Origin of the sequence: Enterobacter sp. HSTU-ASh6, from assembly GCF_026319105.1 — a bacterium.
In the GTDB taxonomy this organism is placed as follows: domain Bacteria; phylum Pseudomonadota; class Gammaproteobacteria; order Enterobacterales; family Enterobacteriaceae; genus Enterobacter; species Enterobacter sichuanensis.
This window is the reverse complement of record NZ_WSPD01000009.1, coordinates 153057-178025: the sequence shown is the minus strand read 5'-3', so window position 1 is coordinate 178025 and position 24969 is coordinate 153057. Positions and strand designations below refer to the sequence as shown.

The 24969-nt window shown below is 55.8% G+C and carries 24 protein-coding genes and 1 tRNA gene; 17 read left to right on the top strand and 8 right to left on the bottom strand.

The genetic code is table 11. The features are described from left to right. Window positions 1–277 precede the first annotated feature (277 nt). Window positions 278–1516, top strand: a complete 1239-nt coding sequence (gene alaC, locus GM298_RS13360) for an alanine transaminase (RefSeq protein WP_025757135.1) — start codon at window positions 278–280, stop codon at window positions 1514–1516. 52 nt (window positions 1517–1568) lie between these two features. On the opposite strand, the gene ypdK is transcribed toward alaC, so the two are convergent. Together ypdK and lpxP are read right to left on the bottom strand one after the other, a co-directional pair. After that, complete coding sequence (gene ypdK, locus GM298_RS13355) at window positions 1569–1640, bottom strand: membrane protein YpdK (protein WP_099458937.1); 72 nt, start codon at window positions 1638–1640, stop codon at window positions 1569–1571. Between the two features lie 358 nt (window positions 1641–1998). After that, window positions 1999–2919 carry a kdo(2)-lipid IV(A) palmitoleoyltransferase gene (lpxP, locus tag GM298_RS13350; protein WP_025757136.1) on the bottom strand — a complete coding sequence of 307 codons (921 nt, stop codon included), beginning with the start codon at window positions 2917–2919 and terminating at the stop codon, window positions 1999–2001. Between the two features lie 12 nt (window positions 2920–2931). Here lpxP and GM298_RS13345 point away from each other — a divergent pair, with 12 nt between their 5' ends. Next, complete coding sequence (locus GM298_RS13345; RefSeq protein WP_154219997.1) at window positions 2932–3069, top strand: hypothetical protein; 138 nt, start codon at window positions 2932–2934, stop codon at window positions 3067–3069. 178 nt (window positions 3070–3247) lie between these two features. Continuing rightward, window positions 3248–3877 carry a helix-turn-helix domain-containing protein gene (locus GM298_RS13340; protein ID WP_266154239.1) on the top strand — a complete coding sequence of 210 codons (630 nt, stop codon included), beginning with the start codon at window positions 3248–3250 and terminating at the stop codon, window positions 3875–3877. A gap of 1 nt (window position 3878) precedes the next feature. On the opposite strand, the gene GM298_RS13335 is transcribed toward GM298_RS13340, so the two are convergent. Then, window positions 3879–3953 (bottom strand) — tRNA-Arg (locus tag GM298_RS13335). A gap of 75 nt (window positions 3954–4028) precedes the next feature. Then, complete coding sequence (locus GM298_RS13330) at window positions 4029–4958, bottom strand: formate/nitrite transporter family protein (RefSeq protein ID WP_045285804.1); 930 nt, start codon at window positions 4956–4958, stop codon at window positions 4029–4031. A 315-nt stretch (window positions 4959–5273) separates the two neighbouring features. On the opposite strand from GM298_RS13330, the gene mlaA reads away from it, so the two are divergent. Beyond that, window positions 5274–6026 carry a phospholipid-binding lipoprotein MlaA gene (gene mlaA, locus GM298_RS13325; RefSeq protein ID WP_025757137.1) on the top strand — a complete coding sequence of 251 codons (753 nt, stop codon included), beginning with the start codon at window positions 5274–5276 and terminating at the stop codon, window positions 6024–6026. A gap of 44 nt (window positions 6027–6070) precedes the next feature. On the opposite strand, the gene fadL is transcribed toward mlaA, so the two are convergent. Further along, complete coding sequence (fadL, locus tag GM298_RS13320) at window positions 6071–7393, bottom strand: long-chain fatty acid transporter FadL (protein WP_032672454.1); 1323 nt, start codon at window positions 7391–7393, stop codon at window positions 6071–6073. Between the two features lie 372 nt (window positions 7394–7765). On the opposite strand from fadL, the gene GM298_RS13315 reads away from it, so the two are divergent. The 4 genes from GM298_RS13315 (at window position 7766) to sixA (ending at window position 12449) form a co-directional block, all read left to right on the top strand. Beyond that, window positions 7766–8050 carry a YfcZ/YiiS family protein gene (locus tag GM298_RS13315; RefSeq protein ID WP_014832805.1) on the top strand — a complete coding sequence of 95 codons (285 nt, stop codon included), beginning with the start codon at window positions 7766–7768 and terminating at the stop codon, window positions 8048–8050. Window positions 8051–8296: 246 nt separating this feature from the next. Continuing rightward, window positions 8297–9607 (top strand): acetyl-CoA C-acyltransferase FadI, encoded by a 1311-nt coding sequence (gene fadI, locus GM298_RS13310; RefSeq protein WP_025757139.1) that lies wholly within the window; start codon window positions 8297–8299, stop codon window positions 9605–9607. Next, the gene (gene fadJ, locus GM298_RS13305) at window positions 9607–11754 is read left to right on the top strand and encodes a fatty acid oxidation complex subunit alpha FadJ (RefSeq protein WP_266154237.1); all 2148 of its coding nucleotides are present in this window, start codon (window positions 9607–9609) and stop codon (window positions 11752–11754) included. The genes fadI and fadJ overlap by 1 nt, the downstream gene beginning before the upstream one ends. Before the next feature lie 209 nt (window positions 11755–11963). After that, window positions 11964–12449 (top strand): phosphohistidine phosphatase SixA, encoded by a 486-nt coding sequence (sixA, locus tag GM298_RS13300; RefSeq protein ID WP_025757141.1) that lies wholly within the window; start codon window positions 11964–11966, stop codon window positions 12447–12449. A gap of 49 nt (window positions 12450–12498) precedes the next feature. Here sixA and smrB read toward each other — a convergent pair whose 3' ends face one another. Continuing rightward, window positions 12499–13050, bottom strand: coding sequence for an endonuclease SmrB (gene smrB, locus GM298_RS13295; RefSeq protein WP_045285802.1), 552 nt, complete (start codon window positions 13048–13050; stop codon window positions 12499–12501). Between the two features lie 145 nt (window positions 13051–13195). On the opposite strand from smrB, the gene prmB reads away from it, so the two are divergent. Genes prmB through GM298_RS13265 form a run of 6 tightly spaced genes read left to right on the top strand, consistent with a single transcriptional unit; the run spans window position 13196 to window position 17744 of the window. Then, window positions 13196–14128: a 50S ribosomal protein L3 N(5)-glutamine methyltransferase gene (gene prmB / locus GM298_RS13290; protein ID WP_025757143.1), complete on the top strand. Its 933-nt coding sequence runs from the start codon at window positions 13196–13198 to the stop codon at window positions 14126–14128. Window positions 14129–14188: 60 nt separating this feature from the next. Beyond that, window positions 14189–15274 (top strand): chorismate synthase, encoded by a 1086-nt coding sequence (gene aroC / locus GM298_RS13285; RefSeq protein ID WP_025757144.1) that lies wholly within the window; start codon window positions 14189–14191, stop codon window positions 15272–15274. A gap of 2 nt (window positions 15275–15276) precedes the next feature. Continuing rightward, window positions 15277–16101, top strand: a complete 825-nt coding sequence (gene mepA, locus GM298_RS13280; protein ID WP_266154233.1) for a penicillin-insensitive murein endopeptidase — start codon at window positions 15277–15279, stop codon at window positions 16099–16101. Continuing rightward, window positions 16101–16910: a sulfite exporter TauE/SafE family protein gene (locus tag GM298_RS13275; RefSeq protein ID WP_025757146.1), complete on the top strand. Its 810-nt coding sequence runs from the start codon at window positions 16101–16103 to the stop codon at window positions 16908–16910. Before mepA ends, GM298_RS13275 begins: the two co-directional genes overlap by 1 nt. After that, window positions 16910–17455, top strand: coding sequence for an elongation factor P hydroxylase (locus tag GM298_RS13270; protein ID WP_025757147.1), 546 nt, complete (start codon window positions 16910–16912; stop codon window positions 17453–17455). Before GM298_RS13275 ends, GM298_RS13270 begins: the two co-directional genes overlap by 1 nt. Window positions 17456–17468: 13 nt before the next feature. Then, complete coding sequence (locus GM298_RS13265; RefSeq protein ID WP_025757148.1) at window positions 17469–17744, top strand: YfcL family protein; 276 nt, start codon at window positions 17469–17471, stop codon at window positions 17742–17744. Between the two features lie 62 nt (window positions 17745–17806). Here GM298_RS13265 and mnmC read toward each other — a convergent pair whose 3' ends face one another. After that, on the bottom strand, window positions 17807–19804 hold the full coding sequence (gene mnmC, locus GM298_RS13260) for a bifunctional tRNA (5-methylaminomethyl-2-thiouridine)(34)-methyltransferase MnmD/FAD-dependent 5-carboxymethylaminomethyl-2-thiouridine(34) oxidoreductase MnmC (RefSeq protein ID WP_266154231.1): 1998 nt from the start codon (window positions 19802–19804) through the stop codon (window positions 17807–17809). A gap of 158 nt (window positions 19805–19962) precedes the next feature. Here mnmC and fabB point away from each other — a divergent pair, with 158 nt between their 5' ends. Together fabB and GM298_RS13250 are read left to right on the top strand one after the other, a co-directional pair. Then, window positions 19963–21180 (top strand): beta-ketoacyl-ACP synthase I, encoded by a 1218-nt coding sequence (fabB, locus tag GM298_RS13255; RefSeq protein WP_266154230.1) that lies wholly within the window; start codon window positions 19963–19965, stop codon window positions 21178–21180. A 208-nt stretch (window positions 21181–21388) separates the two neighbouring features. Beyond that, complete coding sequence (locus GM298_RS13250) at window positions 21389–22567, top strand: MFS transporter (RefSeq protein WP_252087547.1); 1179 nt, start codon at window positions 21389–21391, stop codon at window positions 22565–22567. Window positions 22568–22657: 90 nt separating this feature from the next. Here GM298_RS13250 and flk read toward each other — a convergent pair whose 3' ends face one another. Further along, window positions 22658–23662, bottom strand: a complete 1005-nt coding sequence (flk, locus tag GM298_RS13245; RefSeq protein WP_045285799.1) for a flagella biosynthesis regulator Flk — start codon at window positions 23660–23662, stop codon at window positions 22658–22660. A 113-nt stretch (window positions 23663–23775) separates the two neighbouring features. Here flk and pdxB point away from each other — a divergent pair, with 113 nt between their 5' ends. Beyond that, complete coding sequence (gene pdxB / locus GM298_RS13240) at window positions 23776–24912, top strand: 4-phosphoerythronate dehydrogenase PdxB (RefSeq protein ID WP_266154229.1); 1137 nt, start codon at window positions 23776–23778, stop codon at window positions 24910–24912. The last annotated feature ends 57 nt before the right edge of the window (window positions 24913–24969 follow it).

Genomic DNA, 24969 nt, shown 5'->3' with positions numbered 1-24969 from the left:
TTATCGGGTGAGGATTGACGCGTCCTGACTTGCGATTGTTGGGCAGGCGTCAGGTAACTGTTTTGATATCATTGTGTTAAATAACAGCTATCAGAAAGACAGTCCTGAAACAAAGGCTTCCGCTTTTAGCCACAGCAATGTTCCGGTTTTTGTGCGAACGCTTTTTTTTCATTTCCCTCTCGACAGCATGATTTTTTTCAGGTTATTTTCTAAACACGCCACATCAGTGGCAGCGTCGCTCGGACGGTCCGGGCGCTAACGTTAATCTGAGGAATCTATGGCTGAATTCAGTCCTGAACGCCGTTTTACGCGTATCGATCGTCTCCCCCCTTATGTTTTCAATATCACCGCTGAACTGAAGATGGCTGCACGTCGGCGCGGCGAAGATATTATCGATTTCAGTATGGGTAACCCTGATGGCCCAACGCCAGCGCACATTGTAGAGAAACTCTGCACGGTAGCGCAGCGTCCGGATACTCATGGGTACTCTACGTCTCGCGGTATTCCTCGCTTACGTCGCGCGATCTCGCGCTGGTATCAGGATCGCTATCAGGTTGATATCGATCCTGAAAGTGAAGCCATTGTGACCATCGGCTCGAAAGAGGGGCTGGCACACCTGATGCTGGCTACCCTGGATCATGGCGATACGGTGCTGGTACCGAATCCCAGCTACCCAATCCACATCTACGGCGCGGTGATTGCCGGGGCGCAGGTCCGTTCGGTGCCGCTGGTGGAAGGTGTCGATTTCTTTAACGAACTGGAACGTGCGATTCGCGAAAGCTATCCGAAACCAAAGATGATGATCCTCGGTTTCCCGTCGAACCCAACGGCTCAGTGCGTGGAGCTCGATTTCTTCGAGAAAGTGGTTGCGCTGGCGAAGCGTTATGACGTGCTGGTGGTGCACGATTTAGCCTATGCTGACATCGTCTATGATGGCTGGAAAGCGCCATCCATTATGCAGGTCCCGGGCGCGCGTGACGTGGCGGTAGAGTTCTTCACCCTGTCGAAAAGCTACAACATGGCGGGCTGGCGTATTGGCTTTATGGTGGGTAACAAAACGCTGGTGAGTGCACTGGCGCGCATTAAGAGTTACCACGATTACGGCACCTTCACGCCGCTACAGGTTGCGGCTATCGCTGCCCTGGAAGGCGATCAGCAATGTGTTCATGATATTGCTGCCCAGTATAAGCGCCGTCGCGACGTGCTGGTCAAAGGGTTACATGAAGCGGGCTGGATGGTAGAAATGCCGAAAGCGTCCATGTACGTCTGGGCTAAAATTCCGGAGCCGTATGCGGCGATGGGGTCGCTGGAGTTTGCCAAAAAACTGCTCCAGGATGCAAAGGTCTGTGTGTCACCGGGCATTGGCTTTGGTGATTATGGCGATACCCATGTGCGATTTGCCCTGATTGAAAACAGCGACCGTATTCGTCAGGCGGTAAGGGGCATCAAGAGTATGTTCCGCGCCGACGGTCTACTCTCCTCAAAGAGCGTTGCTGAAACCCCCGCGTCGTCATGACATAAAAAAACAGGAGCCAATGGCTCCTGTTTTTTTGACAGCATGTTCTTCACTAGATCATCAGGGCGAAGGTTCCGGCCCAGACTAAAACAATCACCGAAATGCCCATAAAGAAATATTTCACGTTTCATCGCTCCGCGTATCTTGTGGTACGCATTTAAAAACAGAGTCCACCTGATTATAGAGAACTGAAATCCGGTCAAAACGGAAATGAGAATTTTCCCGTTACGCCGCCAACTCCAGTTCAGAATTCTGTGCTTTCCTGATGCCAGACGGCGCTAATGTACGCCTAAAAATGGAGGGTGGCAAGAGGGATTTTTTTAAATAAATTCCGATAGTTACGGGTGTCGTGGAACGGCGACAGTTTGATTTCGCCGCGCAATAAAATCACTTTGAGCGACGCAATGAACGCGGGGAGTGCGGTGTGATGACAGGTGTTTGAAAAGGTTAGTTTCTTAGCGAAACTAACCTTTATAAAGCGATCAAATATAGAGCGAGGCTTCGCCAAGAGGACGCGTTTTGAATCGACGATGCATCCAGAGATACTGCTCTGGCGCACGCATGATTTCAGTTTCAATGACTTTATTGATAAACGCCGCTGCTTCGCACTCGTTTTGTGGATAGTTAGCCATTTCAGGAGAGATGTGCAGACGGTAGCCTGAATTATCCGCTTTTCTCACCATGGTCACGGTCAGCATGGAGGCGCCCGACAGACGCGAAATCACAAAGGTGCCGTTGGTCGTCGCAACGTCTTTAACCGCAAAGAACGGTGCGAAGCTGCTTCCCTTGCGTCCATAATCCTGATCGGGGGCGAACCAGACAGCCTCACCTTTCTTCAGCGCTCCGACCATACCGCGCAGGTTGTTACGGCTGATCATTGCCTTATTGGAACGCATGCGGCCACGCGTCTGTACCCACTCCATCAGCGGACTGTTGTGAGGACGATAAGTGGCCATCATGGGCTGACAAAGTCCCATCACGCGGCCACCCAGCTCCAGAGACATAAAATGAACGCCAACAACCATTACGCCGCGTTTTTGCATCTGCGCGTGTTTAAGGTTATCCAGCCCTTCCACGTCAAACCATTTACGGACACGTTCATCCGGCCAGAACCAGGCCATACCGGTTTCAAGCAGCGCCATGCCGATAGACTTGAAGTTTTCAGCGATGAGCTTCTCGCGTTCCTCGGCATTGTACTGTGGAAAGCAAAGCTCAATATTTTTACGCGCGATGGATTCGCGACGTTTCAGGAAATAGCGGGATGCGCTGCCCAGCTTCGACCCCAGCAAACGCAGAACGGGGTAGGGAAGCTGAACCAGCAGCCAGAGAACGCCAAGACCAAACCAGGTAAACCAGTAACGCGGGTGTAAGAACGCACGTTGAAATTTGGATTGAGACAAAATAGTGAAACCTATATGAAGCCTGTAAAGGTAGCGCAGAGTTTGCGATACGACGTGCCGATAAGACCGTTCTTCAAGGTGATGGTTGCAGGCTTTACCGAACTTTACGGCGTTACCTGGCCACTGCTGATTTGGGTGGGCGGCGTAATGTAGCACCGTTATACGATATGTGCTATTACTCGTTTTTGATTAAAAAAGCGGCAGAATGAAAGGTGCTTGATTTTGCAGTTTTTATCGTTCTCAACATTGTCTTGCGTCAGCTCTGGAGCGTAACAATGGAGGCTGGTAAAGTCTGTTTTAGGACGACAACGTAACTGACAGGAATAACCGGGTGACTGAGCGGATCGATTATCAGATTGAAAAGTACAGTTTTACGGAAGTAAATGAATCCCCTCGCCTTACAGAGCAGTGGAGTGATGTTTTGCGCGAGTGCAGGGAGAGTAAAGCCGGGGCAGAGGAGCGCTTGCGTATTGCTTTGCTCAATGTCGATTACGTGACCAGCTTTGAGCTGCCATTCCGCTTGCTGCTTGTTCGCACGCCCCAGTTAATTGCTGGACTGCGTCATGAGCTCCAGCTCAGCCAGAAAAATGTCCTGTTTAACGGGAAACGCTTCGGCTGTGTCTGGAGCGTGAAAACCGATCTGAGCGACGTTCCGGAAAGTTTTCAGTACCGTCTGTCTACCCGTATCCGGCGACTGGGGGCGGCCCGGCAGACCGCGGAACCTTTTTTACTTATTGCGAAAGAGATTAAGTCTCCCGTCGAACGTCTGAAGCGGGCGCTGTTGAGCGGGCTGGACGTAACCGCCCTGGATGCGCTTTTCTGGTTTGGCATCCAGAGGATTGCCGCCGAGGTGTCGCGTCTGAGAAAGTCGGGGATGAGGATTGCAACGGCTGAAACAGAGGTATTTGACAATCTGACCGCAACGACACGGCGCGTGCCGGTTTATCGTTGTGCGGAATAGATGGTGTCCCCTGCAGGAATCGAACCTGCAACTAGCCCTTAGGAGGGGCTCGTTATATCCATTTAACTAAGGGGACGAGGCGGCACGAGTATAGCGTTATTTACACTTTGCGTTAAGCGCATCGCCGCCTGACTGCTCAAAGAGTCACCATTCAGGTCGATTTTTTTGTCGATTTATCATCATTTTCCCGCGCCTTACGCTCAGCTTTGCGTTTGTTAGACATGTCGTTACGGATTTGAGCATGGCTTAACAGCGCGAAGATAAACGTCCCGCCGCAGATATTTCCCGCCAGCGTCGGCAGGGCGAACGGCCAGAAAAAATCGCTCCAGTGCAGCGTACCGTTAAAGACCAGATAGAGGATCTCCACGGTACCGACCACAATGTGCGTGGTGTCGGCCAGGGCGATCAGCCAGGTCATCAGGATGATCACCACAATTTTTGCGCTACCGGCAGAAGGAAACATCCAGACCATCGTGGCAATAATCCAGCCGGAGATGATGGCGTTTGAGAACATTTCGACGGGCGTGTTTTTCATCACGTCCATACCGATTTTCACAAATGCGTCCCGGGTGGGTTCGTCAAAAATGGGCATATATTCAAACGCCCAGGCCGCGATGCCGGTACCGATGATGTTGCCCAGCAGCACCACGCTCCACAGACGCATTAACAGACCGAAATTGCCGAGGGTAGGGTTTTGCATCACCGGCAGAACGGCGGTGACCGTGTTTTCGGTAAACAGCTGCTGTCGAGCCATAATGACGATAATAAAACCAAAGGTATAGCCGAGGTTCTCCAGTAAAAAGCCTCCGGGCACACCTTCCAGCTGAACATGAAATATCCCTTTTGCGAGCAGGGACGCCCCCATTGACAGACCCGCAGCGATAGCCGACCAGAAGAGGGCCATGGCATCGCGCTCCATCTCTTTTTCGCCATCCTGGCGTATATGTTCGTGGATGGCCATCGCGCGGGAAGGGAGGCGATCTTCATCAATTTCTATCTTTTCGCCGCGCGCTTTCTCCTCGCTTTCAATTTCAATCTCCTCTTTACTCTCGCCAATTTTTTCTTCACCCACTTCTTTCATATCTGCTCCCGGAGGTTGATCTTTCTTTAAAGCGTAGCGGCTTTTATCCGGATGCCTGTGGGGATGGTCTTAAATTGGTGGCAATGACAACAAAGGTGATACATCTCTTTCAAAGACATTATAAAATTGCCAGCGAAACGAATTCCAAAAGCCAGGCTATGCTGAGATCAGAGTCACGGTGGTTACTGCCCGTAATTGTGCTCATAGACATCGGTAAACGTGCTGTTACAATCGCTTGCACGTTTACAGACGGAGCGTCAACGGCTCCGTTACGGATGGCAATCAATGATAGCCATACTGAACAGGGAGATTTTTATGAAACTTCGGCTGTCGGCGCTTGCGCTGGGCGCGACGATGCTTGTGGGCTGCGCCAGCTCCGGGGAGCAAACGGGACGCTCCGATCCTCTCGAAGGATTTAACCGTTCAATGTATAACTTCAACTACAACGTGCTGGACCCGTATGTGGTTCGTCCGGTAGCTGTAGCATGGCGTGATTATGTTCCACAACCTGCGCGTAATGGGTTAAGTAACTTTACCAGCAACCTCGAAGAGCCTGCGGTTATGGTGAACTACTTCCTGCAGGGTGACCCGTATCAGGGGATGGTCCACTTTACTCGCTTCTTCCTGAACTCCATATTGGGGATGGGGGGCTTTATCGATGTTGCCGGCATGGCTAACCCGAAACTGCAGCGTGAACAGCCGCACCGTTTCGGCAGCACGCTGGGACATTATGGCGTCGGGTATGGTCCCTACGTGCAATTACCGTTCTACGGCAGCTTTACTCTCCGTGATGATGGCGGCGATATGGTGGATACGCTGTATCCGGTCCTGTCGTGGCTGACCTGGCCGCTGTCGGTGGGTAAATGGACGGTGGAAGGGATTGAAACCCGCGCGCAACTGCTCGACTCCGACGGTCTGCTGCGTCAGTCTTCTGACCCGTACATTATGGTGCGTGAAGCGTACTTCCAGAATCATGACTTTATTGCAAACGGCGGTAAGCTGAAACCGGAAGAGAATCCAAACGCGAAGGCGATCGAGAACGAACTAAAAGATATCGATTCGGAGTAAATAAAAAAGGTGAGCGATGCTCACCTTTTTCAATTCCTGCGCGATTAGAACGCGTAGTTGAAGTTCATACCATACAGCCAGGCTTTACCTTCGGAAGAGAACTCATACGGACCTTCTTTGAAGGAAACTTTTTGACCGTGCATATAAGAGATACCGGCGTCAATTGAGGCATCCTTATTGAAGGCATAGGTCGCACCTGCGCTCAGCCAGAAACGGTCCTGATCCGGAATAGAGATCGAGCGCTTGTCGGCAGGAACCGGGCTGTCATCGAAGGCAATACCGGTACGGAACGTCCAGTTATCATCCATATAGTAGGTGGTCCCCAGCGCGATGCGGTAAGCGTCGCGGAAGCTTTCATCTTTATAGAAGAGCGTGTCGCCCTTGCTGTTGGTCGCCTTCAGCTCCTGGAACTGGCTCCAGCTGGTGTAGGTCAGGCTATAGTGGATCGCCCACTGCGGTGCCACGCGGTTATAACCGGACAGCTCCCACATTTCCGGCAGATGCAGGCTCAGAGAACCACCCGTGGTACTGCCGTTGGTACCCAACGGCAGGCCGAAGTTGCCGAGGATCTGGTTATAGGCGGAAGGCAGGCTGCTCTTGTAATCGCCATCAAAGTCGATTTTTACTTCGGAACGGTAGGTAAAGCCGTAACGGTTGTTCTTATCGAGTTCGTACAGGATACCGGCGTTCCAGCCGAAGCCCCATTCGTCACCCTTCAGATAGGCAATCTGGGTGTCTGCCGGGATTCCCGCGACTTGCTGCGCCAGTGGTGGCGGCAGTGCGCCTGAACCTGCGACGATTTTGCCCAGATCACCTGCATAGCGCTCGATTTTCGCTTTGGCGTACACCGCATCAAAGCCCACGCCGAAGCTCCAGTGGCTGTCCAGACGGTAAGCGCCACTCAGGTTCAGGTTCAGGGTTTCAAGGTCAGTTTTACCACCGTAGGCACCTGCTGCGTAGTTATCACCAAACTCGGTCGCTAAACCGTAGTTAGAGGTCACGGAGGCACCCCAACCAAACTGGTCATTTATAGGCGCCACGAAATGCAGGTTTGGCACCCACGCCGTTGGCGCGATGTTGTCTGAATTCAGGCTGGCACCGGTAGGTGAACGGCCCGTAATATCAACGCCCGGGTCAACGAAAATCGCCCCGGCGGAGAAGGTTGGACGATCAAACATCATGATCAATGCCGGGTTACGACTCGCGTTACCCGCATCATCAGCAATAGCACCTTCCCCTGAATACGCGCGGCCAAGGCCAGAGGAAGAAAATTCGTTTAACTGAAAGCCCGCTGACCAGGCGGAAGTAGAGACGATTGCCACTGCGACTGCCAGCGCAGTTTTGTTGAACAGGGTTTTCTGGCTCATGACCATAACCTCATTGAGTTATTTTTATTCAATAATTGTTACATACCGTAACAGGAGCGCGAAGTGTAGGGTCTGAGGTATGACAGACAAATCAGACCAGTGGCGTGAGTATAGGTCCGACCAGCATGAATGTTGCAAGTTTGTTTATTAATATTTTCAAACATGTTTCACGAAACGAGATCTGGTTGGCAAAATTGTGACCATCACGACTCACCCAAAAGGGTGGTTTTTGTTTTAGATCATTTTTTAGTGTGATATTGGTCACTTATCCGCTTTTACGCCATTAACGGCTGGAGAGCGCCCGCGCCGGGGCGTAAAATATCAGCATCGTGTTTATCTCGCGCGCTGCGCGAATACAGAGGAAATTGAGCTATGAGTAAATGCAGTGCTGATGAAACCCCGGTTTGCTGCTGTATGGATGTTGGCACCATCATGGACAACTCCGATTGCACCGCCTCTTACAGCCGTGTATTCACCAACCGTGCCGAAGCGGAAGAGACTCTGGCCGCGCTGAGCAAGCGTGCCCGTGACGTTGAATCCGATCCGTGCGAAATCAAGTCTACCTTCACTGAAGTAGACGGCGGCGTGAAGCTGGATATCGATTTTGTCTTCGCCTGCGAAGCCGAAACGCTGATCTTCCAGTTAGGCCTGCGTTAATTTCTTTTTGCCCGGCGGCGCTTCGCTTGCACGGGCCTACGATTTTGTAGGCCGGGTAAGGCAACGCCACCATCCGGCAACACATTGCACAAATGCCCCTGCCATGCAGGGGCATTTTCTTTTTCTTCTCTGTGTTTTAGCTCGCACTTTTTCGTTTCCCCGATTGGCTGAATGTAAAAAAATGGTTAAGACTATTATCAGGTCAGACCACTTAACGTTTGCGAAAATTTTTTACAGGGGAGTGTTATGAGTCAGGCATTACCGCTTATTACCCGTCAGGGCGACCGTATTGCCATCGTCAGTGGGTTGCGCACGCCATTTGCTCGTCAGGCTACGGCGTTTCACGGCATACCGGCTGTTGACCTGGGGAAAATGGTAGTAGGGGAGATGCTGGCTCGCAGCGAAATTCCGCCTGAGGTCATCGAACAACTGGTTTTCGGCCAGGTAGTGCAGATGCCGGAAGCCCCCAATATTGCACGAGAAATTGTTCTCGGGACCGGGATGAACGTTCATACCGATGCCTACAGCGTCAGCCGCGCCTGTGCAACCAGTTTCCAGGCCGTGGCTAACGTCGCAGAAAGCCTGATGGCGGGTACGATCCGCGCCGGGATTGCAGGTGGGGCGGACTCCTCTTCGGTACTGCCGATTGGGGTCAGCAAAAAGCTGGCGCGCATCCTGGTGGATGCCAACAAAGCCCGCACGACCGGGCAGAAACTGAAACTTTTCTCGCGTTTACGCCTGCGCGATCTCCTGCCTGTGCCACCTGCCGTCGCGGAATACTCCACCGGCCTGCGCATGGGCGATACCGCCGAGCAGATGGCCAAAACGTACGGCATTACCCGCGAACAGCAGGATGCCCTGGCGCATCGTTCACATCAGCTTGCGGCAAAAGCCTGGTCGGAAGGGAAACTCACCGACGAGGTCATGACCGCCTATATTCCTCCTTTCCGTGAACCGCTCGCGGAGGATAACAATATTCGCGGCACCTCGACGCTGGCGGATTACGCAAAACTGCGCCCAGCGTTTGACCGTAAACACGGTACGGTAACGGCGGCTAACAGTACGCCACTGACGGACGGCGCCGCGGCCGTGATCCTGATGACCGAATCCCGCGCGAAAGAGCTTGGGATCACGCCTCTGGGCTATTTACGCAGCTATGCTTTCACCGCCATTGATGTCTGGCAGGACATGCTGCTGGGCCCGGCATGGTCCACGCCGCTGGCGCTGGATCGCGCGGGGCTGACGCTGGCGGATTTAACCCTGATTGACATGCACGAAGCGTTTGCCGCGCAAACCCTGGCTAACGTACAGCTGCTGGCAAGCGAGCGTTTTGCGCGCGACGTGCTGGGCCGCGCGCACGCCACCGGTGAAGTGGACCAGAGTAAATTCAACGTGCTGGGGGGCTCCATTGCCTACGGTCATCCGTTTGCGGCGACCGGGGCGAGGATGATCACCCAAACACTCCATGAGTTACGCCGTCGTGGCGGCGGTTTTGGTCTCGTCACCGCCTGTGCGGCGGGCGGGCTGGGCGCAGCAATGGTTCTGGAGGCTGAATAATGGAAATGACATCTGCATTTAACCTGACAGTTCGCCTCGATAACGTCGCTGTGATAACCATTGATGTCCCTGATGAAAAGATGAATACCCTGAAGGCCGAGTTTGGCACTCAGGTGCGCGCGATGCTAAAGCAGATCCGCGAAAACAAGGCCATTCGCGGTCTGGTATTTATCTCTGCTAAGCCGGATAACTTTATTGCCGGGGCCGACATTAACATGATCGCCCGGGCGCAAAGCGCGCTGGATGCTGAAGAGCTGGCGCGTCAGGGCCAGCAGGTAATGGCGGAAATCAACAGCCTGCCAATTCCGGTTATTGCTGCGATCCACGGGGCGTGTCTGGGCGGTGGGCTGGAGCTGGCGCTGGCCTGCCACAGCCGCATCTGTACCGACGATGCGAAAACCGTTTTAGGCCTTCCTGAAGTGCAGCTTGGCCTGCTGCCTGGCTCTGGCGGAACGCAGCGTCTGCCGCGCCTGGTGGGCGTCAGCACGGCGCTGGAGATGATCTTAACCGGTAAACAGTTACGTGCTCGCCAGGCGCTAAAAGCCGGTCTGGTGGATGACGTCGTGCCGCACGCCATTTTGCTGGAGGCCGCCGTTGAGCTTGCGCTGAAAGGGCGTCAGGCAAAACGTCCTCTGCCGGTACGCGAGCGCGTGCTCGCCGGGCCACTGGGGAGAACGCTGCTGTTCAGGATGGTGGGCAAAAAGACCGAACAGAAAACTAAAGGCAACTATCCGGCGGCAAAGCGGATCCTGGAGGTTATTGAAACCGGGCTGTCTCAGGGAACCAGTAGCGGCTATGCCGCTGAGGCCAAAGCCTTTGGCGAACTGGCGATGACGCCACAGTCACAGGCATTGCGCAGCATCTTCTTCGCCAGCACCGACGTGAAAAAAGATCCCGGCAGCGAGGCGCAACCCGCGCCGCTGCATGCCATTGGCGTGCTGGGCGGCGGCCTTATGGGCGGTGGTATCGCTTTTGTTACCGCAAGCAAAGGCAAATTGCCTGTAAGGATCAAAGACATCTCTGCGAAAGGGATCAACCACGCGCTGCAGTACAGCTGGCAGAACCTTGATCAAAAGGTAAAACGTCGCCATATCAGAGCCAGCGAGCGTGATAAAACCCTGGCGTTGATCTCCGGCACGACGGATTATCGCGGTTTTGCCCACCGCGATGTCGTGATTGAAGCCGTGTTTGAAGACCTGGCGCTTAAGCAGCAAATGGTCGCTGACGTTGAGCAATATTGCGCGCCGCATACCATTTTTGCCTCAAACACGTCGTCTTTACCGATTGGCGATATTGCGGCAAAGGCCGGGCGTCCGGAGCAGGTGATAGGCCTGCACTTTTTCAGCCCGGTAGAAAAAATGCCGCTGGTAGAGGTGATCCCGCATGCCGCAACCAGCCCGCAAACCATTGCCACCGTTGTGAAACTGGCCAAAATGCAGGGTAAGACGCCGATCGTCGTCGCGGACAAAGCCGGTTTTTACGTCAACCGCATTCTGGCACCCTATATTAATGAAGCGATGCGGCTGCTGACGGAAGGCGAGAAAATCGAGCATGTCGACGAGGCGCTGGTGAAGTTTGGTTTCCCTGTTGGCCCAATCCAACTTTTGGATGAGGTGGGAATAGACACCGGCACTAAAATTATACCTGTGCTGGAAGCAGCTTATGGAGATCGTTTTAGCCCACCTGCAAACATTGTTTCTGCAATTTTGAAGGACGATCGCAAAGGCAGAAAAAATGAACGCGGTTTCTATCTTTACGGCGCGAAAGGGCGTAAAAGCAGAAAACAGGTCGACCCTTCGGTTTATGGGCTTATTTCGACCACCGGTCAGGGAAAATTGTCCGCCGTTCAGTGTGCTGAACGCTGCGTGATGATGATGCTCAATGAAGCGGCGCGCTGCTTCGGTGAGCAGGTGATCAAGAGCGCGCGCGATGGCGACATCGGCGCGGTATTTGGCATAGGTTTCCCGCCGTTTCTTGGCGGCCCGTTCCGTTACATGGATACGCTCGGCGCGGGTGAAGTGGTTGCAATCCTGCAACGTCTGGCTTCGCAATATGGCCCCCGGTTTACACCGTGTGACGAATTATTGCAGATGGCGGAGCGGGGCCAGACATTTTGGCCCGCAAGGGAAACTGACCTCGTAAACTGAGGTCAAAGAAGGGTAAATCCTGAAGTGAATGAACCTGTTCTGGCGATTTTGTAAACAGAGATTGACTATACTTACGCCATTGAGGTAAAAAACAGCGTTTCATTCACCGAATGGATCAGGCACAATGCCCGGCCATCGGGTTTTCTACCTCTCAGCATTTATCGCGGGTAGTTAACGCCGGTGATTCTGGTTAACAAAAGCGGTGCAATATGCAAGTTTTTATCATGCGTCACGGCGACGCGGCACTCGATGCCGCCAGTGACTCAGTACGTCCTTTGACCGTCTGTGGCTGCGACGAATCTCGTCTGATGGCGACCTGGCTTAAAGGTCAAAAAGTGGACATCGAACGCGTTCTGGTGAGTCCGTTCCTGCGTGCAGAACAGACGCTGGAAGTGGTGGGGGAGTGTATGAACCTGCCAGCCAGTGTGGATGTTCTCCCTGAACTCACCCCATGTGGCGATGTCGGCCTTGTCAGTGCTTATCTTCAGGCGCTGTGCAATGAAGGTGTCGCCTCCGCGCTGGTCATTTCCCACCTGCCACTGGTTGGCTATCTGGTATCTGAACTGTGCCCGGGCGAAACCCCGCCGATGTTCACGACATCTGCCATTGCCAATGTTTCTCTCGACGAAACGGGTAAAGGTGTCTTCAACTGGCAAATGAGTCCGTGCAACCTGAAGATGGCAAAAGCCATCTGACGTGACGTGCGATAACGCGGGGGCGCAAACTTTGCCTCCCGCCGTCCTGTCAGGGTAATTCTGGCGGTTGCCACTCTTCCACTTCAATCAACACCAGTAATGCGGCATCACCGCCGTACTCTTTGGGTGCCTGATGAAATGCCATCACGTGTGGATGCTGAGCCAGCCACAGCGGTGTCTGTTGCTTCAGAATATGTTTACCGTGGCCATGCATCACGCAGGCGCAAAACACATGTTCGCGGCGACAGGCTGCGATCAGTGCGCCCAGCTCCTGTTTGGCCTGCATCTGCGTTAATCCGTGCAGATCGAGAAACAGCTCAGGCGAATAATCCCCACGGCGTAATTTTTTCAGCTCAAAATGGCTGACGTCTTCACGTACATACTTCACAGCCCCTTGCGTGTTGAGCAGAGGCTGAAATTCATCTGAAAAATAGTGGCTGTTATCGGCCTGCTCCTGCAACAGTCTTTTGACCGGCACCTCGGAGATTTTCTTGCGCATCGGACGGTGGACGAGGGTGTCCTGCTTGATTTGGCGCGTTCCGGTCATCAGCTGGCGGAAGAGCGCCTGATCCTCCTCGCTGAGCGATGTTTTCTTTTTCATTCGTCATTCTCATCTCGTATTTCCAATAGTGTACCCGACTAAACGCATTTTTTAACCTCAAGCGCGACGCGTCATTGCTGATTTATCGCCGTCTTCATGGCAAACTAGCCGCCGAAAATTATGCGAGCATGCCCTGGAGGAAAGAGTGGATAAAATATTTGTCGATGAAGCAGTAAACGAGCTGCATACCATACAGGACATGTTGCGCTGGTCGGTTAGCCGCTTCAGCGCTGCCAATATCTGGTACGGTCACGGTACCGATAACCCGTGGGATGAGGCCGTGCAGCTGGTACTGCCATCCCTCTACCTGCCGCTGGATATTCCGGAAGACATGCGCACCGCGCGTCTGACCTCCAGCGAAAAACACCGTATCGTTGAGCGCGTGATCCGCCGCGTGAACGAGCGTATTCCGGTCGCCTATCTGACCAACAAAGCCTGGTTCTGCGGCCACGAGTTCTATGTCGATGAACGCGTGCTGGTGCCGCGCTCGCCGATTGGCGAGCTGATCAACAACCACTTTGAAGGCCTGATCGGCCATCAGCCGCAGCACATTCTGGATATGTGTACCGGCAGCGGCTGCATTGCCATTGCCTGCGCTTACGCCTTCCCGGAAGCGGAAGTGGACGCCGTCGATATCTCCACCGACGCGCTGGCCGTGACCGAGCACAACATTGAAGAGCACGGCCTGATCCATCACGTTACGCCAATTCGCTCTGACCTGTTCCGCGACCTGCCGACGCTGCAGTACGATCTGATCGTCACCAACCCGCCGTACGTTGATGCGGAAGATATGTCCGATCTGCCGAGTGAATATCGTCACGAGCCGGAGCTGGGCCTGGCGTCAGGCTCTGACGGCCTGAAGCTGACCCGTCGCATTCTGGCCTGCGCGCCGGATTATCTCACCGACGACGGCGTTCTGATTTGTGAAGTGGGCAACAGCATGGTACATCTGATAGAGCAGTACCCGGATGTGCCGTTCACCTGGCTTGAGTTCGACAACGGCGGTGACGGCGTCTTTATGCTGACCAAAGCGCAGCTGCTCGACGCGCGCGAACACTTCAGCATCTATAAAGATTAATCCAGCGGGCTTCGGCCCGTTTCACAACGCTCAAACACAAACAACAACATCGGAGCCGTGATGGCAGGAAACAGTATTGGACAGGTATTCCGGGTGACCACGTTTGGTGAGTCGCACGGGCTGGCACTGGGCTGTATCGTTGATGGCGTACCGCCAGGTATAGAACTGACCGAAGCAGATTTACAGCACGACCTTGACCGTCGTCGTCCGGGCACCTCTCGCTACACCACGCAGCGTCGCGAGCCGGACCAGGTCAAAATTCTCTCCGGCGTTTTTGAAGGCCGCACCACCGGCACCAGCATTGGTCTGCTGATCGAAAATACCGATCAGCGCTCCCAGGACTACGGCGCCATCAAAGACGTCTTCCGTCCGGGCCACGCTGATTACACCTACGAACAAAAATACGGCTTTCGCGACTATCGCGGCGGCGGACGCTCATCGGCGCGCGAAACCGCGATGCGCGTGGCGGCAGGGGCCATTGCCAAGAAATACCTGCAGCAGAAATTCGGCATCGTTATTCGCGGCTGTCTGACCCAGATGGGCGACATTCCGCTGGCGATCAAAGACTGGGATCAGGTCGAGCAAAACCCGTTCTTCTGTGCGGACGCCGACAAGCTTGAAGCGCTGGATGAACTCATGCGCGGCCTGAAGAAAGAGGGCGACTCCATTGGCGCGAAAGTGACCGTGGTGGCCGATGGCGTCCCGGCGGGCTGGGGCGAGCCGGTATTTGACCGCCTCGACGCCGACATCGCTCACGCGCTGATGAGCATCAACGCGGTGAAGGGCGTTGAGATTGGCGACGGTTTTGACGTGGTATCCCTGCGCGGCAGCCAGAACCGCGATGAAATTACTGCACAGGGCTTCCAGAGCAACCACGCGGGCGGCATTCTGGGCGGGATCAGCAGCGGGCAGCAGATTATTGCCAATATCGCGCTGAAGCCAACCTCCAGCATTACCGTGCCGGGCCACACGATTAACCGCGATGGCGAAGAAGTTGAGATGATCACCAAAGGACGTCACGATCCATGCGTGGGGATCCGCGCGGTGCCGATCGCAGAAGCGATGCTTGCGATCGTGCTGATGGATCACTTCCTGCGCCAGCGCGCGCAGAACGCGGATGTGACGACCACCATTCCACGCTGGTAAACATGAAAAAAACCGCAATTGCTCTGCTGGCGCTGCTGGCCAGTGGAGCCAGTCTGGCCGCGACGCCATGGCAAAAAATCACCCACCCGGTGGCGGGGAGCGCCCAGTCTATTGGCGCTTTTTCGAACGGATGTATCGTCGGTGCACAGGAGTTACCTCTGCAGTCCGATACCTACCAGGTGATGCGTACCGATCAGCGACGCTATTTCGGCCACCCGGACCTGGTGCTGTTCATCCAGCGTCTGGGAAATCAGGTGCATAACCTGGGGCTGGGCACGATGCTGATTGGCGATATGGGGATGCCTGCCGGCGGTCGTTTTAACGGTGGACACGCCAGTCACCAGACCGGACTGGATGTCGATATCTTCCTGCAGCTGCCGAAAGCGCGCTGGAGTTCAGCCCAGTTGCTGAAACCGCAGGCGCTGGATCTGGTGTCGGGCGACGGTAAGCGCGTTGTGCCCTCACTGTGGACGCCGGATATCTTCAGCCTGATTAAGCTGGCGGCAAAAGATAACGACGTTACGCGGATCTTCGTCAACCCGGCTATCAAGCAACAGCTGTGCCTCGATGAGGGAACCGATCGCGACTGGTTGCGCAAAGTGCGCCCGTGGTTCCAGCATCGCGCCCACATGCACGTTCGTCTGCGTTGCCCGGCAAACAGCCTGGAATGTGAAGATCAGCCGTTGCCTCCGCCAGGCGATGGCTGTGGTGCGGAACTGCAAAGCTGGTTTGAACCGGCAAAACCTGGAACCTCTAAGCCTGAGAAGAAGACACCGCCTCCGTTGCCGCCTTCCTGCCAGGCGCTACTGGATGAGCATGTACTTTAATGGATAATTTCGTCGATCTGTTTATGGTGTCACCGCTGCTGCTGGTGGTGCTGTTCTTTGTGGCTATGCTGGCCGGTTTCATTGATGCCCTTGCGGGCGGGGGCGGGTTGTTAACCGTACCCGCGCTGCTGGCGGCGGGCATGAGTCCGGCGCAGGCGCTGGCGACCAACAAGCTCCAGGCCTGTGGCGGCTCGCTTTCCGCGTCGCTCTATTTTATTCGCCGTAAGGTCGTCAATCTTGCCGACCAGAAGCTCAATATTCTGATGACCTTTATCGGCTCGACGTCGGGCGCGCTGCTGGTTCAGCACGTGCAGTCCGATATTCTGCGCCAGATCCTGCCGGTTCTGGTCATCTGCATCGGCCTTTACTTCTTGCTGATGCCAAAGCTCGGGGAAGAAGATCGTCAGCGTCGTCTGCACGGTTTGCCCTTTGCTCTGATTGCCGGTGGCTGCGTGGGGTTCTACGACGGTTTCTTTGGCCCGGGCGCAGGCTCGTTTTACGCGCTGGCGTTTGTGACGCTGGCCGGGTTTAATCTCGCCAAATCTACCGCCCATGCCAAAGTGCTCAACGCCACCTCGAACGTCGGCGGCCTGCTGCTGTTTATCATTGGCGGCAAGGTCATCTGGGCAACCGGCTTTGTGATGATGGCAGGGCAGTTCCTCGGGGCGCGTGCAGGCTCGCGTCTGGTGTTAAGCAAAGGACAAAAACTGATTCGCCCGATGATCGTTATCGTCTCGGCGGTAATGAGCGCCAAACTGCTTTATGACAGCCATGGACAGGAGATCCTCACCTGGTTGGGGATGAACTAATGAACAGTACGCATAAATACGAACAGCTGATTGAGATTTTTGACGGCTGTTTTGCTGAAGATTTTAATACCCGTCTGATTAAAGGCGACGACGAACCGATCTATCTTCCTGCTGATGCCGAGGTTCCGTATCACCGTATCGTGTTCGCGCACGGCTTCTACGCCAGCGGTCTGCACGAGATTTCGCACTGGTGCATCGCAGGGAAAGCGCGTCGCGAACTGGTGGATTTCGGTTACTGGTACTGCCCGGACGGACGTGACGCCGCTACGCAGGGGCAGTTTGAAGATGTGGAAGTGAAACCGCAGGCGCTGGAGTGGCTGTTCTGCGTGGCGGCGGGTTTCCCGTTCAACGTCAGCTGCGACAACCTTGAAGGGGACTTCGAGCCGGACCGTATTGTTTTCCAGCGCCGCGTACACGCGCAGGTGATGACATATCTTGAGAACGGCATTCCGGAACGTCCGGCACGCTTAATCAAGGCTTTACAGAATTATTACCACACGCCGGAGATCACGGCGGAATGCTTCCCTTGGCCGGAAGATCTTTAACAGAGGAAAGAAGATGATCGCAGAATTTGAATCACGCATTCTGGCGTTAATTGATGACATGGTGGAACACGCCAGCGATGATGAGCTGTTCGCCAGCGGTTATCTGCGTGGTCACCTGACGCTGGCTATTGCTGAGCTGGAGGCCGGGGACGATCACTCTGCCGAGGCCGTTCACGATGAAGTCACCCGTAGTCTGGAGAAAGCTATTCAGGCAGGAGAACTCTCTCCGCGCGACCAGTCTCTGGTGCTGGGCATGTGGGATAACCTGTTCCAGCAGGCTAAACGCTAAGCCGCCTTCTCTTCCCTCTCCCCTTTGAGGAGAGGGTTAGGGTGAGGGGATTTGGCCGCACTTTACTTAACCATTTTCCCCTTCAGCAGCTTCCGCACCCACAAGCGATTCGGATTCAGTCCCGCAAGCGTAACCCTGTCCAGCGGAAGCGGCTCGTCGCTCATTTGCGCGGCTAATACTTCGGCCAGCAGCGGTGCAGAACAGAGCCCGCGCGAACCCAGCCCGCCCAGCATAAACAGTTCCGGGTAGACCGGTGAAGTCACCGCCGTTTCCTGATGTTCAGCCAGATCCGAATAGACCGCCAGCGTGGCGTCGTAGTCCGGCACGTTTCCCGCCATCGGCAGATGATCGCGGGTGGCACAGCGCACGCCGCAGCGCGCGTCTTCGGCACTGATGTCAACCGTTTTCGCCCACGCTGCATCCGGGAAACAGTCAACCAGGCGCTGACGGTTTTGCGTCTGATCCGCCTCACTGTAGCGCATATCCGTTTCGCCGCGATGATAGCTGGCCCCGATACAGTGGTGACCGTTAGACGGATTCTGCGGCGTCAGGTAGCCGTCATAGCACAGCACCTGGCGCAGTTTGCCCAGATCAGGCGTCGAAGGGATATGGCTCACCTGACCGCCGACCGGATACACCGGCAACGTCGCTGTCTGGATAAACTGGCTGATGTGGTGCCCGTTGGCGAGAACGACGCTGGCATGGTGCGCCGTGTTGCCATCGGCAAAATGCAGATCCCACTGTTCTGTCCGGCTGAGTGATTCCACGTTGTGGGCATAGTGCACCGTCAGTCCGCGCGACTGCGCCAGGGCAATGACCGCGGTGGTCAGTTCTGCCGGGCACAGCCAGCCGCCGAGGGGGTACTGAATGCCGCCGCAGTGCGTCTCTACGCCAGCGCTTTCTGCCACCTGCGGTGCGCTCACCGGGCGGGCAATCTCGTCAGGCAGGCCCAGCGACAGCATTTGGGTGATTTTTTGCTGGCTCTTCTCATCCCAGGCGAGCTGCGTGACGCCGCACCAGTCGTGGTCGAATGCCACCGGAAGGGCGTCATACAGGCGACGGGCGAAGGTAAACGCCGCCGGGAAAAACTGGAACAGCGCCGGGTCATGCGCACTTAAAAGCGGATAGAGCGCGCCCTGGCGGTTGCCGGAGGCGCCGTTTGCAGGCGCGTCGTCAGCACAGTAGAGCGTGACCTGCCAGCCACGGTGGATAAGCGCGAGCGAGAGCAGGGCACTGGCAATCCCCCCGCCAATGATGGCAACCTCATGGGATGCGCTGGCACGGCGCGCAAACCAGGGCGTGCTGGCCGGGATATCCAGCGAGTGCTCCATTCTGCCGACCAGCATGTCGCGCTTGCGGCCGAAACCTTTGGTCTTCTGCATGGTAAAGCCCGCCTCCTGCAGCCCGCGGCGGACAAAGCCTGCCGAGGTGAAGGTGGCGAGCGTCGCGCCAGGGCGCGCCAGTCGCGCCATCGCGTTAAACAGATGCTGGCTCCACATATCCGGGTTTTTGGCGGGAGCAAAGCCGTCAAGGAACCATGCGTCCACCTTCTGATTCATCGAATCATCAAGCTTGTCGGTCAGATCGTTGATGTCGCCCAGCCAGAGGTCCAGCGTGACGCGTCCACCGTCCAGAATCAGGCGATGGCAGCCGCCGATGTGGGGCGGCCACTGCGCCTGAAGCTGCTCTGCCCAGGTTGCAAGCTCCGGCCAGCGCTGATGGGCAAGCCGCAGGTCGTGCGCGGTGAGCGGGAATTTTTCGAAACTGATGAAATGTAATCTTTGTAGCGTAGCCTCAGGATGTGCAGCGTGAAACCGATCGAACGCCTGCCAGAGGGTTAAAAAATTCAGCCCGGTGCCGAACCCGCTCTCCGCCACCACAAACAGGCTCCGCGGATGGGCCGGGAAGCGGGTGCTGAGCTGGTTTCCGTCGAGGAAAACATAACGGGTTTCTTCCAGTCCGTTATCATTAGAAAAATAGACGTCATCAAAATCTCGGGAAACAGGTGTACCCTCAGCGTTGAATTCGAGGTTGGCGGGTTGTATAGCGTTTTGTTTCACGTAAGTTACTCGTCTGACAGGCAGTGGCACGATCTTAACGATGTGAGTCCATCGGTGCAAATTTCCGCAGAAAATGTCTGATCGGACTTGTTCGGCGTACAAGTGTACGCTATTGTGCGACTCGAAACTTACTATAGTGCGACTTACAGAGGTATTGAATGAAACGTGCAGTGATTACTGGCCTGGGCATTGTTTCCAGCATCGGTAATAACCAGCAGGAAGTCCTGGCATCTCTGCGTGAAGGACGCTCCGGGATCACTTTCTCTGAAGAGTTTAAAGATTCAGGTATGCGTAGCCACGTATGGGGTAACGTCAAACTGGACACCACCGGTTTGATTGACCGCAAAGTGGTTCGTTTCATGAACGATGCCTCTATTTATGCTTATCTCTCCATGCAGGAAGCGATCAAAGATTCCGGCCTGAGTGAAGAGGTTTATCAGAACAACCCGCGCGTGGGTCTGATCGCCGGCTCCGGCGGCTCCTCAAAAGCGCAGGTATTCGGTGCTGACGCAATGCGTAGCCCGCGTGGTCTGAAAGCGGTAGGTCCGTACGTGGTGACCAAAGCCATGGGTTCTGCGGTTTCCGCGTGCCTGGCGACCCCGTTCAAAATCCACGGTGTGAACTACTCCATCAGCTCCGCGTGTGCGACTTCCGCGCACTGCATCGGTAATGCGGTTGAGCAGATCCAGCTGGGTAAACAGGACATCGTATTTGCTGGCGGCGGCGAGGAGCTGGGCTGGGAAATGGCCTGTGAATTCGACGCTATGGGCGCACTGTCCACCAAATACAACGAGACGCCAGATAAAGCCTCCCGTACCTATGACGCACACCGTGACGGTTTCGTTATCGCAGGCGGCGGCGGTATGGTTGTGGTTGAAGAGCTGGAGCACGCGTTGGCACGTGGCGCGCACATCTACGCTGAGATCGTGGGCTACGGTGCCACATCTGACGGCGCCGACATGGTTGCGCCATCCGGCGAAGGCGCGGTACGTTGCATGAAGATGGCGATGCACGGCGTTGATACCCCAATCGACTACCTGAACTCCCACGGTACCTCTACGCCTGTAGGCGACGTGAAAGAGCTGGGGGCGATCCGCGAAGTGTTCGGCGACAACAGCCCGGCGATCTCTGCGACCAAAGCCATGACCGGTCACTCTCTGGGTGCGGCGGGCGTGCAGGAAGCGATCTACTCTCTGCTGATGCTGGAAAATGGCTTTATCGCTCCAAGCATCAACATTGAAGAGATGGATGAGCAGGCGGCTGGCCTGAACATCGTGACCAAACCAACGGAAGCGACACTGACCACCGTCATGTCCAACAGCTTCGGTTTTGGTGGTACTAACGCCACGCTGGTGATGCGTAAGTACAAAGTATAAGTTTTATGTTTGATTCGAAAGGGGAGCCATAAGGCTCCCTTTTTTTATGCATTGACAAGCGGCTGATTGCACAGGCAAACTTCACACCTCAACATTATCCTCACGATAATGCGTAAGCGTTTAACGTCAACCAACGCACCTTAATCCTGGTAAACAGGTAGAGGGGGCGTGGCATTTCCCCGCCTTACTCTTCATTTCGGAGTAAAGCATGACTGCAGTCACTCAAACAGAAACAACCTCTTCAGCGAATGTCTCGCTGTTCCGTATCGCTTTTGCGGTATTCCTGACCTATATGACCGTTGGCCTGCCACTGCCGGTGATCCCGCTGTTCGTTCATCAGGAGCTCGGGTATGGCAACACCATGGTTGGCATCGCTGTAGGCATTCAGTTTTTAGCCACGGTATTAACCCGCGGTTACGCCGGGCGACTGGCGGATCAGCACGGTGCGAAACGTTCAGCGCTCCAGGGAATGTGTGCCTGTGGGCTGGCGGGCGGCGCATGGCTGCTGGCCGCGCTCCTGCCGGTAGACGCGGCGTATAAATTTGCTCTGCTGGTGCTGGGCCGTTTGATCCTCGGTTTTGGTGAAAGCCAGTTGCTGACCGGCACCCTGACCTGGGGAATGGGGTTGGTGGGGCCCGCCCGTTCCGGCAAGGTGATGTCCTGGAACGGCATGGCTATCTATGGCGCCCTGGCCGCCGGTGCGCCGCTTGGGCTGCTCATCAATAGCCAGTTTGGGTTTGCGACGCTTGCGGCCACCACCATGCTGCTGCCGCTGCTGGCGTGGGCCTTTAACGGCTCGGTGCGTAAAGTGCCCGCGCACAAAGGTGAGCGTCCTTCCCTGTGGAGCGTGGTCGGCCAAATCTGGCAGCCGGGTCTTGGCCTGGCGCTGCAGGGCGTGGGCTTTGCGGTAATTGGTACCTTCGTCTCGCTCTATTTTATGAGCCGTGGCTGGGCGATGGCCGGCTTTACGCTCACCGCGTTTGGCGGTGCGTTTGTGCTGATGCGCGTATTCTTCGGCTGGATGCCGGATCGCTTTGGCGGTGTGAAGGTGGCGGTGGCGTCGCTGGTCATTGAAACTATCGGTCTTCTGCTGTTGTGGAATGCACCCGTGGCATCCGTTGCGCTGCTTGGCGCGGCGCTGACCGGCTGCGGCTGTTCTCTGATTTTCCCGGCACTTGGTGTGGAAGTGGTGAAGCGCGTGGCCCCGCAGGTGCGGGGTACGGCGCTCGGCGGTTATGCGGCGTTTCAGGATATCTCATACGGCGTAACCGGGCCGCTGGCCGGGCTGTTAGCGACGTCGTTTGGCTATCCGTCCGTCTTCCTGGCTGGTGCGGTTTCCGCAGTGGTGGGGATTGTGGTGACGCTGGTGGCGTTTCGCAGAACGTGAGCCGTTGTTGCCGGGTGGCGGCTGCGCCTTACCCGGCCTACGGTTCGGGGCGTTGTAGGCCCGGTAAGCGTAGCGCCACCGGGCAAATCCTCAGGCAACCAGCCAGAAAATCGCCAGTGCAATCAGTAACGCAATAAACAGCAATCCCGGACGCGCAGAGAGGGTTCTGAACGTCTCCACAACCGGCGCAAACAGCGGGCTGTAGATCGGCTGAATATCTCTCACCTCCGGTACGCCGCCTTCGCGCTCGGCGCGGCGAACAAAGATCTGATTGAGCACATCCTGCACCTGCGCGGTGGTCAGAACCGTTTGCGGGGTGGCCTGCCAGTTTTGCTGGGCATAGTCCCGAATCATCTCAAACTCATGCGGTTCCAGCGGCTGTTTGAGCGCAGCCTGAACGGTATGCAGGGTAGGGGCGCTCTGGGTGCTGAGCGTCTGGCGCGCCTGCAGCCAGGTTACCAGATGGGTAAACTGTTTTGCGGGGATCAGCTCGCCCGCCTTCACGCCGGACAACTCCAGCATGGATTGCCAGATAAGCTTCGTCGGTTCGCCGGTGGCCGCGGCAAGCTTGGTCACCATCTGCTTAAGCGTGTTGTGCTCGGCAGGCAGCAGCGAGCGTTCGGTCGACGGACGCACCTGAGGCTGTGGAATAGAGAGCTCATTGTTCTGCAGCAGCGTCAGCACCGTTTTAAGCTGCTCCGGCGTCAGCTGACCCAGAGCGGTCTGACCATACTGCTGGCGAATAAAATCACTCACCGCCTGGCGGTTATTCCCCTGGCCCAACAGCTCCGTCAGCTGCGCGACAATCTGGCGCGTGGTGTGGTTCTGCTGCGCGGTGGTAATACGCTGGTTCAGGTTTTGCTCAGCGGCAGGGAAGTGGCGCGACTGGAGCGGCGCGTCGTTTCTCATACCCAGGTCATGCTTTACCCCGGCCCAGACTTCCGCATTTTGCTGCGAAGTCAGCGCAATCAGGCGCGTGATCAGGCGCTCCAGCACGGTGCGCTGTTGCGTGGATAGCGGTTGTTCACCGGCAACGTTTTGCGTGACAGGGCCTTCACCCGGAGGGCGCGGCGGCGTACCTGAAATGGGCTGCATCGTCAAAAATCCTTAAAGTCAAAACTCAGCGTAAACCTGGCATACGTATATGCCTGGCGGCCAGATTATGGCACACTTGGCAGGTTTTCTTCCTCTCAAACAGGTACTCAGACGTGAAAATCCTCGTTGATGAAAATATGCCTTATGCCCGTGAGCTGTTTAGCCGCCTGGGTAACGTGAAGGCTGTCCCTGGTCGCCCGATCCCGGTCAACGAACTGGATGACGCAGACGCGCTGATGGTGCGCTCGGTGACCAAAGTAAATGAGGCACTGCTCGCCGGTAAAGGGATCAAGTTCGTCGGGACCGCAACGGCAGGAACCGATCATGTGGATGATAAATGGCTTGCGCAGGCCGGGATCGGTTTTTCCGCCGCGCCGGGCTGTAATGCCATTGCCGTCGTGGAATACGTTTTCTCCTCGCTGCTGATGCTGGCCGAGCGCGACGGTTTTGTGCTGAAAGACCGCACGGTGGGGATTGTCGGCGTGGGCAACGTTGGCGGACGCCTGCAAAAGCGCCTGGAAGCGTTAGGGATCCGCACGCTGCTGTGCGATCCGCCGCGCAAAGACAACGGCGAGGAGGGGGATTTCCGCTCGCTGGATGAGCTGGTTGAACAGTGCGATGTCCTGACGTTCCACACACCGCTGTTTAAAGAGGGGCCGTATAAGACTTTGCATCTGGCTGACGAGGCGCTGATCCGCCGTCTGAAGGCTGGCACTATTCTGATAAATGCCTGCCGTGGTCCGGTGGTGGATAACGCCGCGCTGCTGAAATGTCTGGAAGCGGGACAGGATCTCAGCGTGGTGCTGGACGTCTGGGAACCAGAGCCGGAACTCAACGTTGCGCTGCTGAACAGGGTGGACGTTGCGACCGCACATATCGCGGGTTATACGCTTGAGGGGAAAGCGCGCGGTACGACGCAGGTCTTCGAGGCCTACAGCGCCTTTATTGGCCACCCGCAGCAGGTGGCGCTGGATACCTTACTCCCCGCGCCTGAATTTGGCCGTATTACCCTGCACGGTCCGCTCGATCAGGCAACGCTGAAAAGGCTGGTGCATTTGGTGTATGATGTGCGCCGCGATGATGCGCTGCTGCGTAAAGTGGCGGGGATCCCGGGTGAGTTTGATAAGCTGCGCAAGCACTACGTTGAGCGCCGCGAGTGGTCTTCCCTGTATGTGATGTGCGATGACGCCCCGGCGGCGACGCTGCTGCACAAGCTGGGTTTTAACGCCGTTCATCACCCGGCGCATTAATGTCTTCTTAATGCTCCCTGTCGGATACTCCGACAGGGACGCTTTTTTATTTCTGGA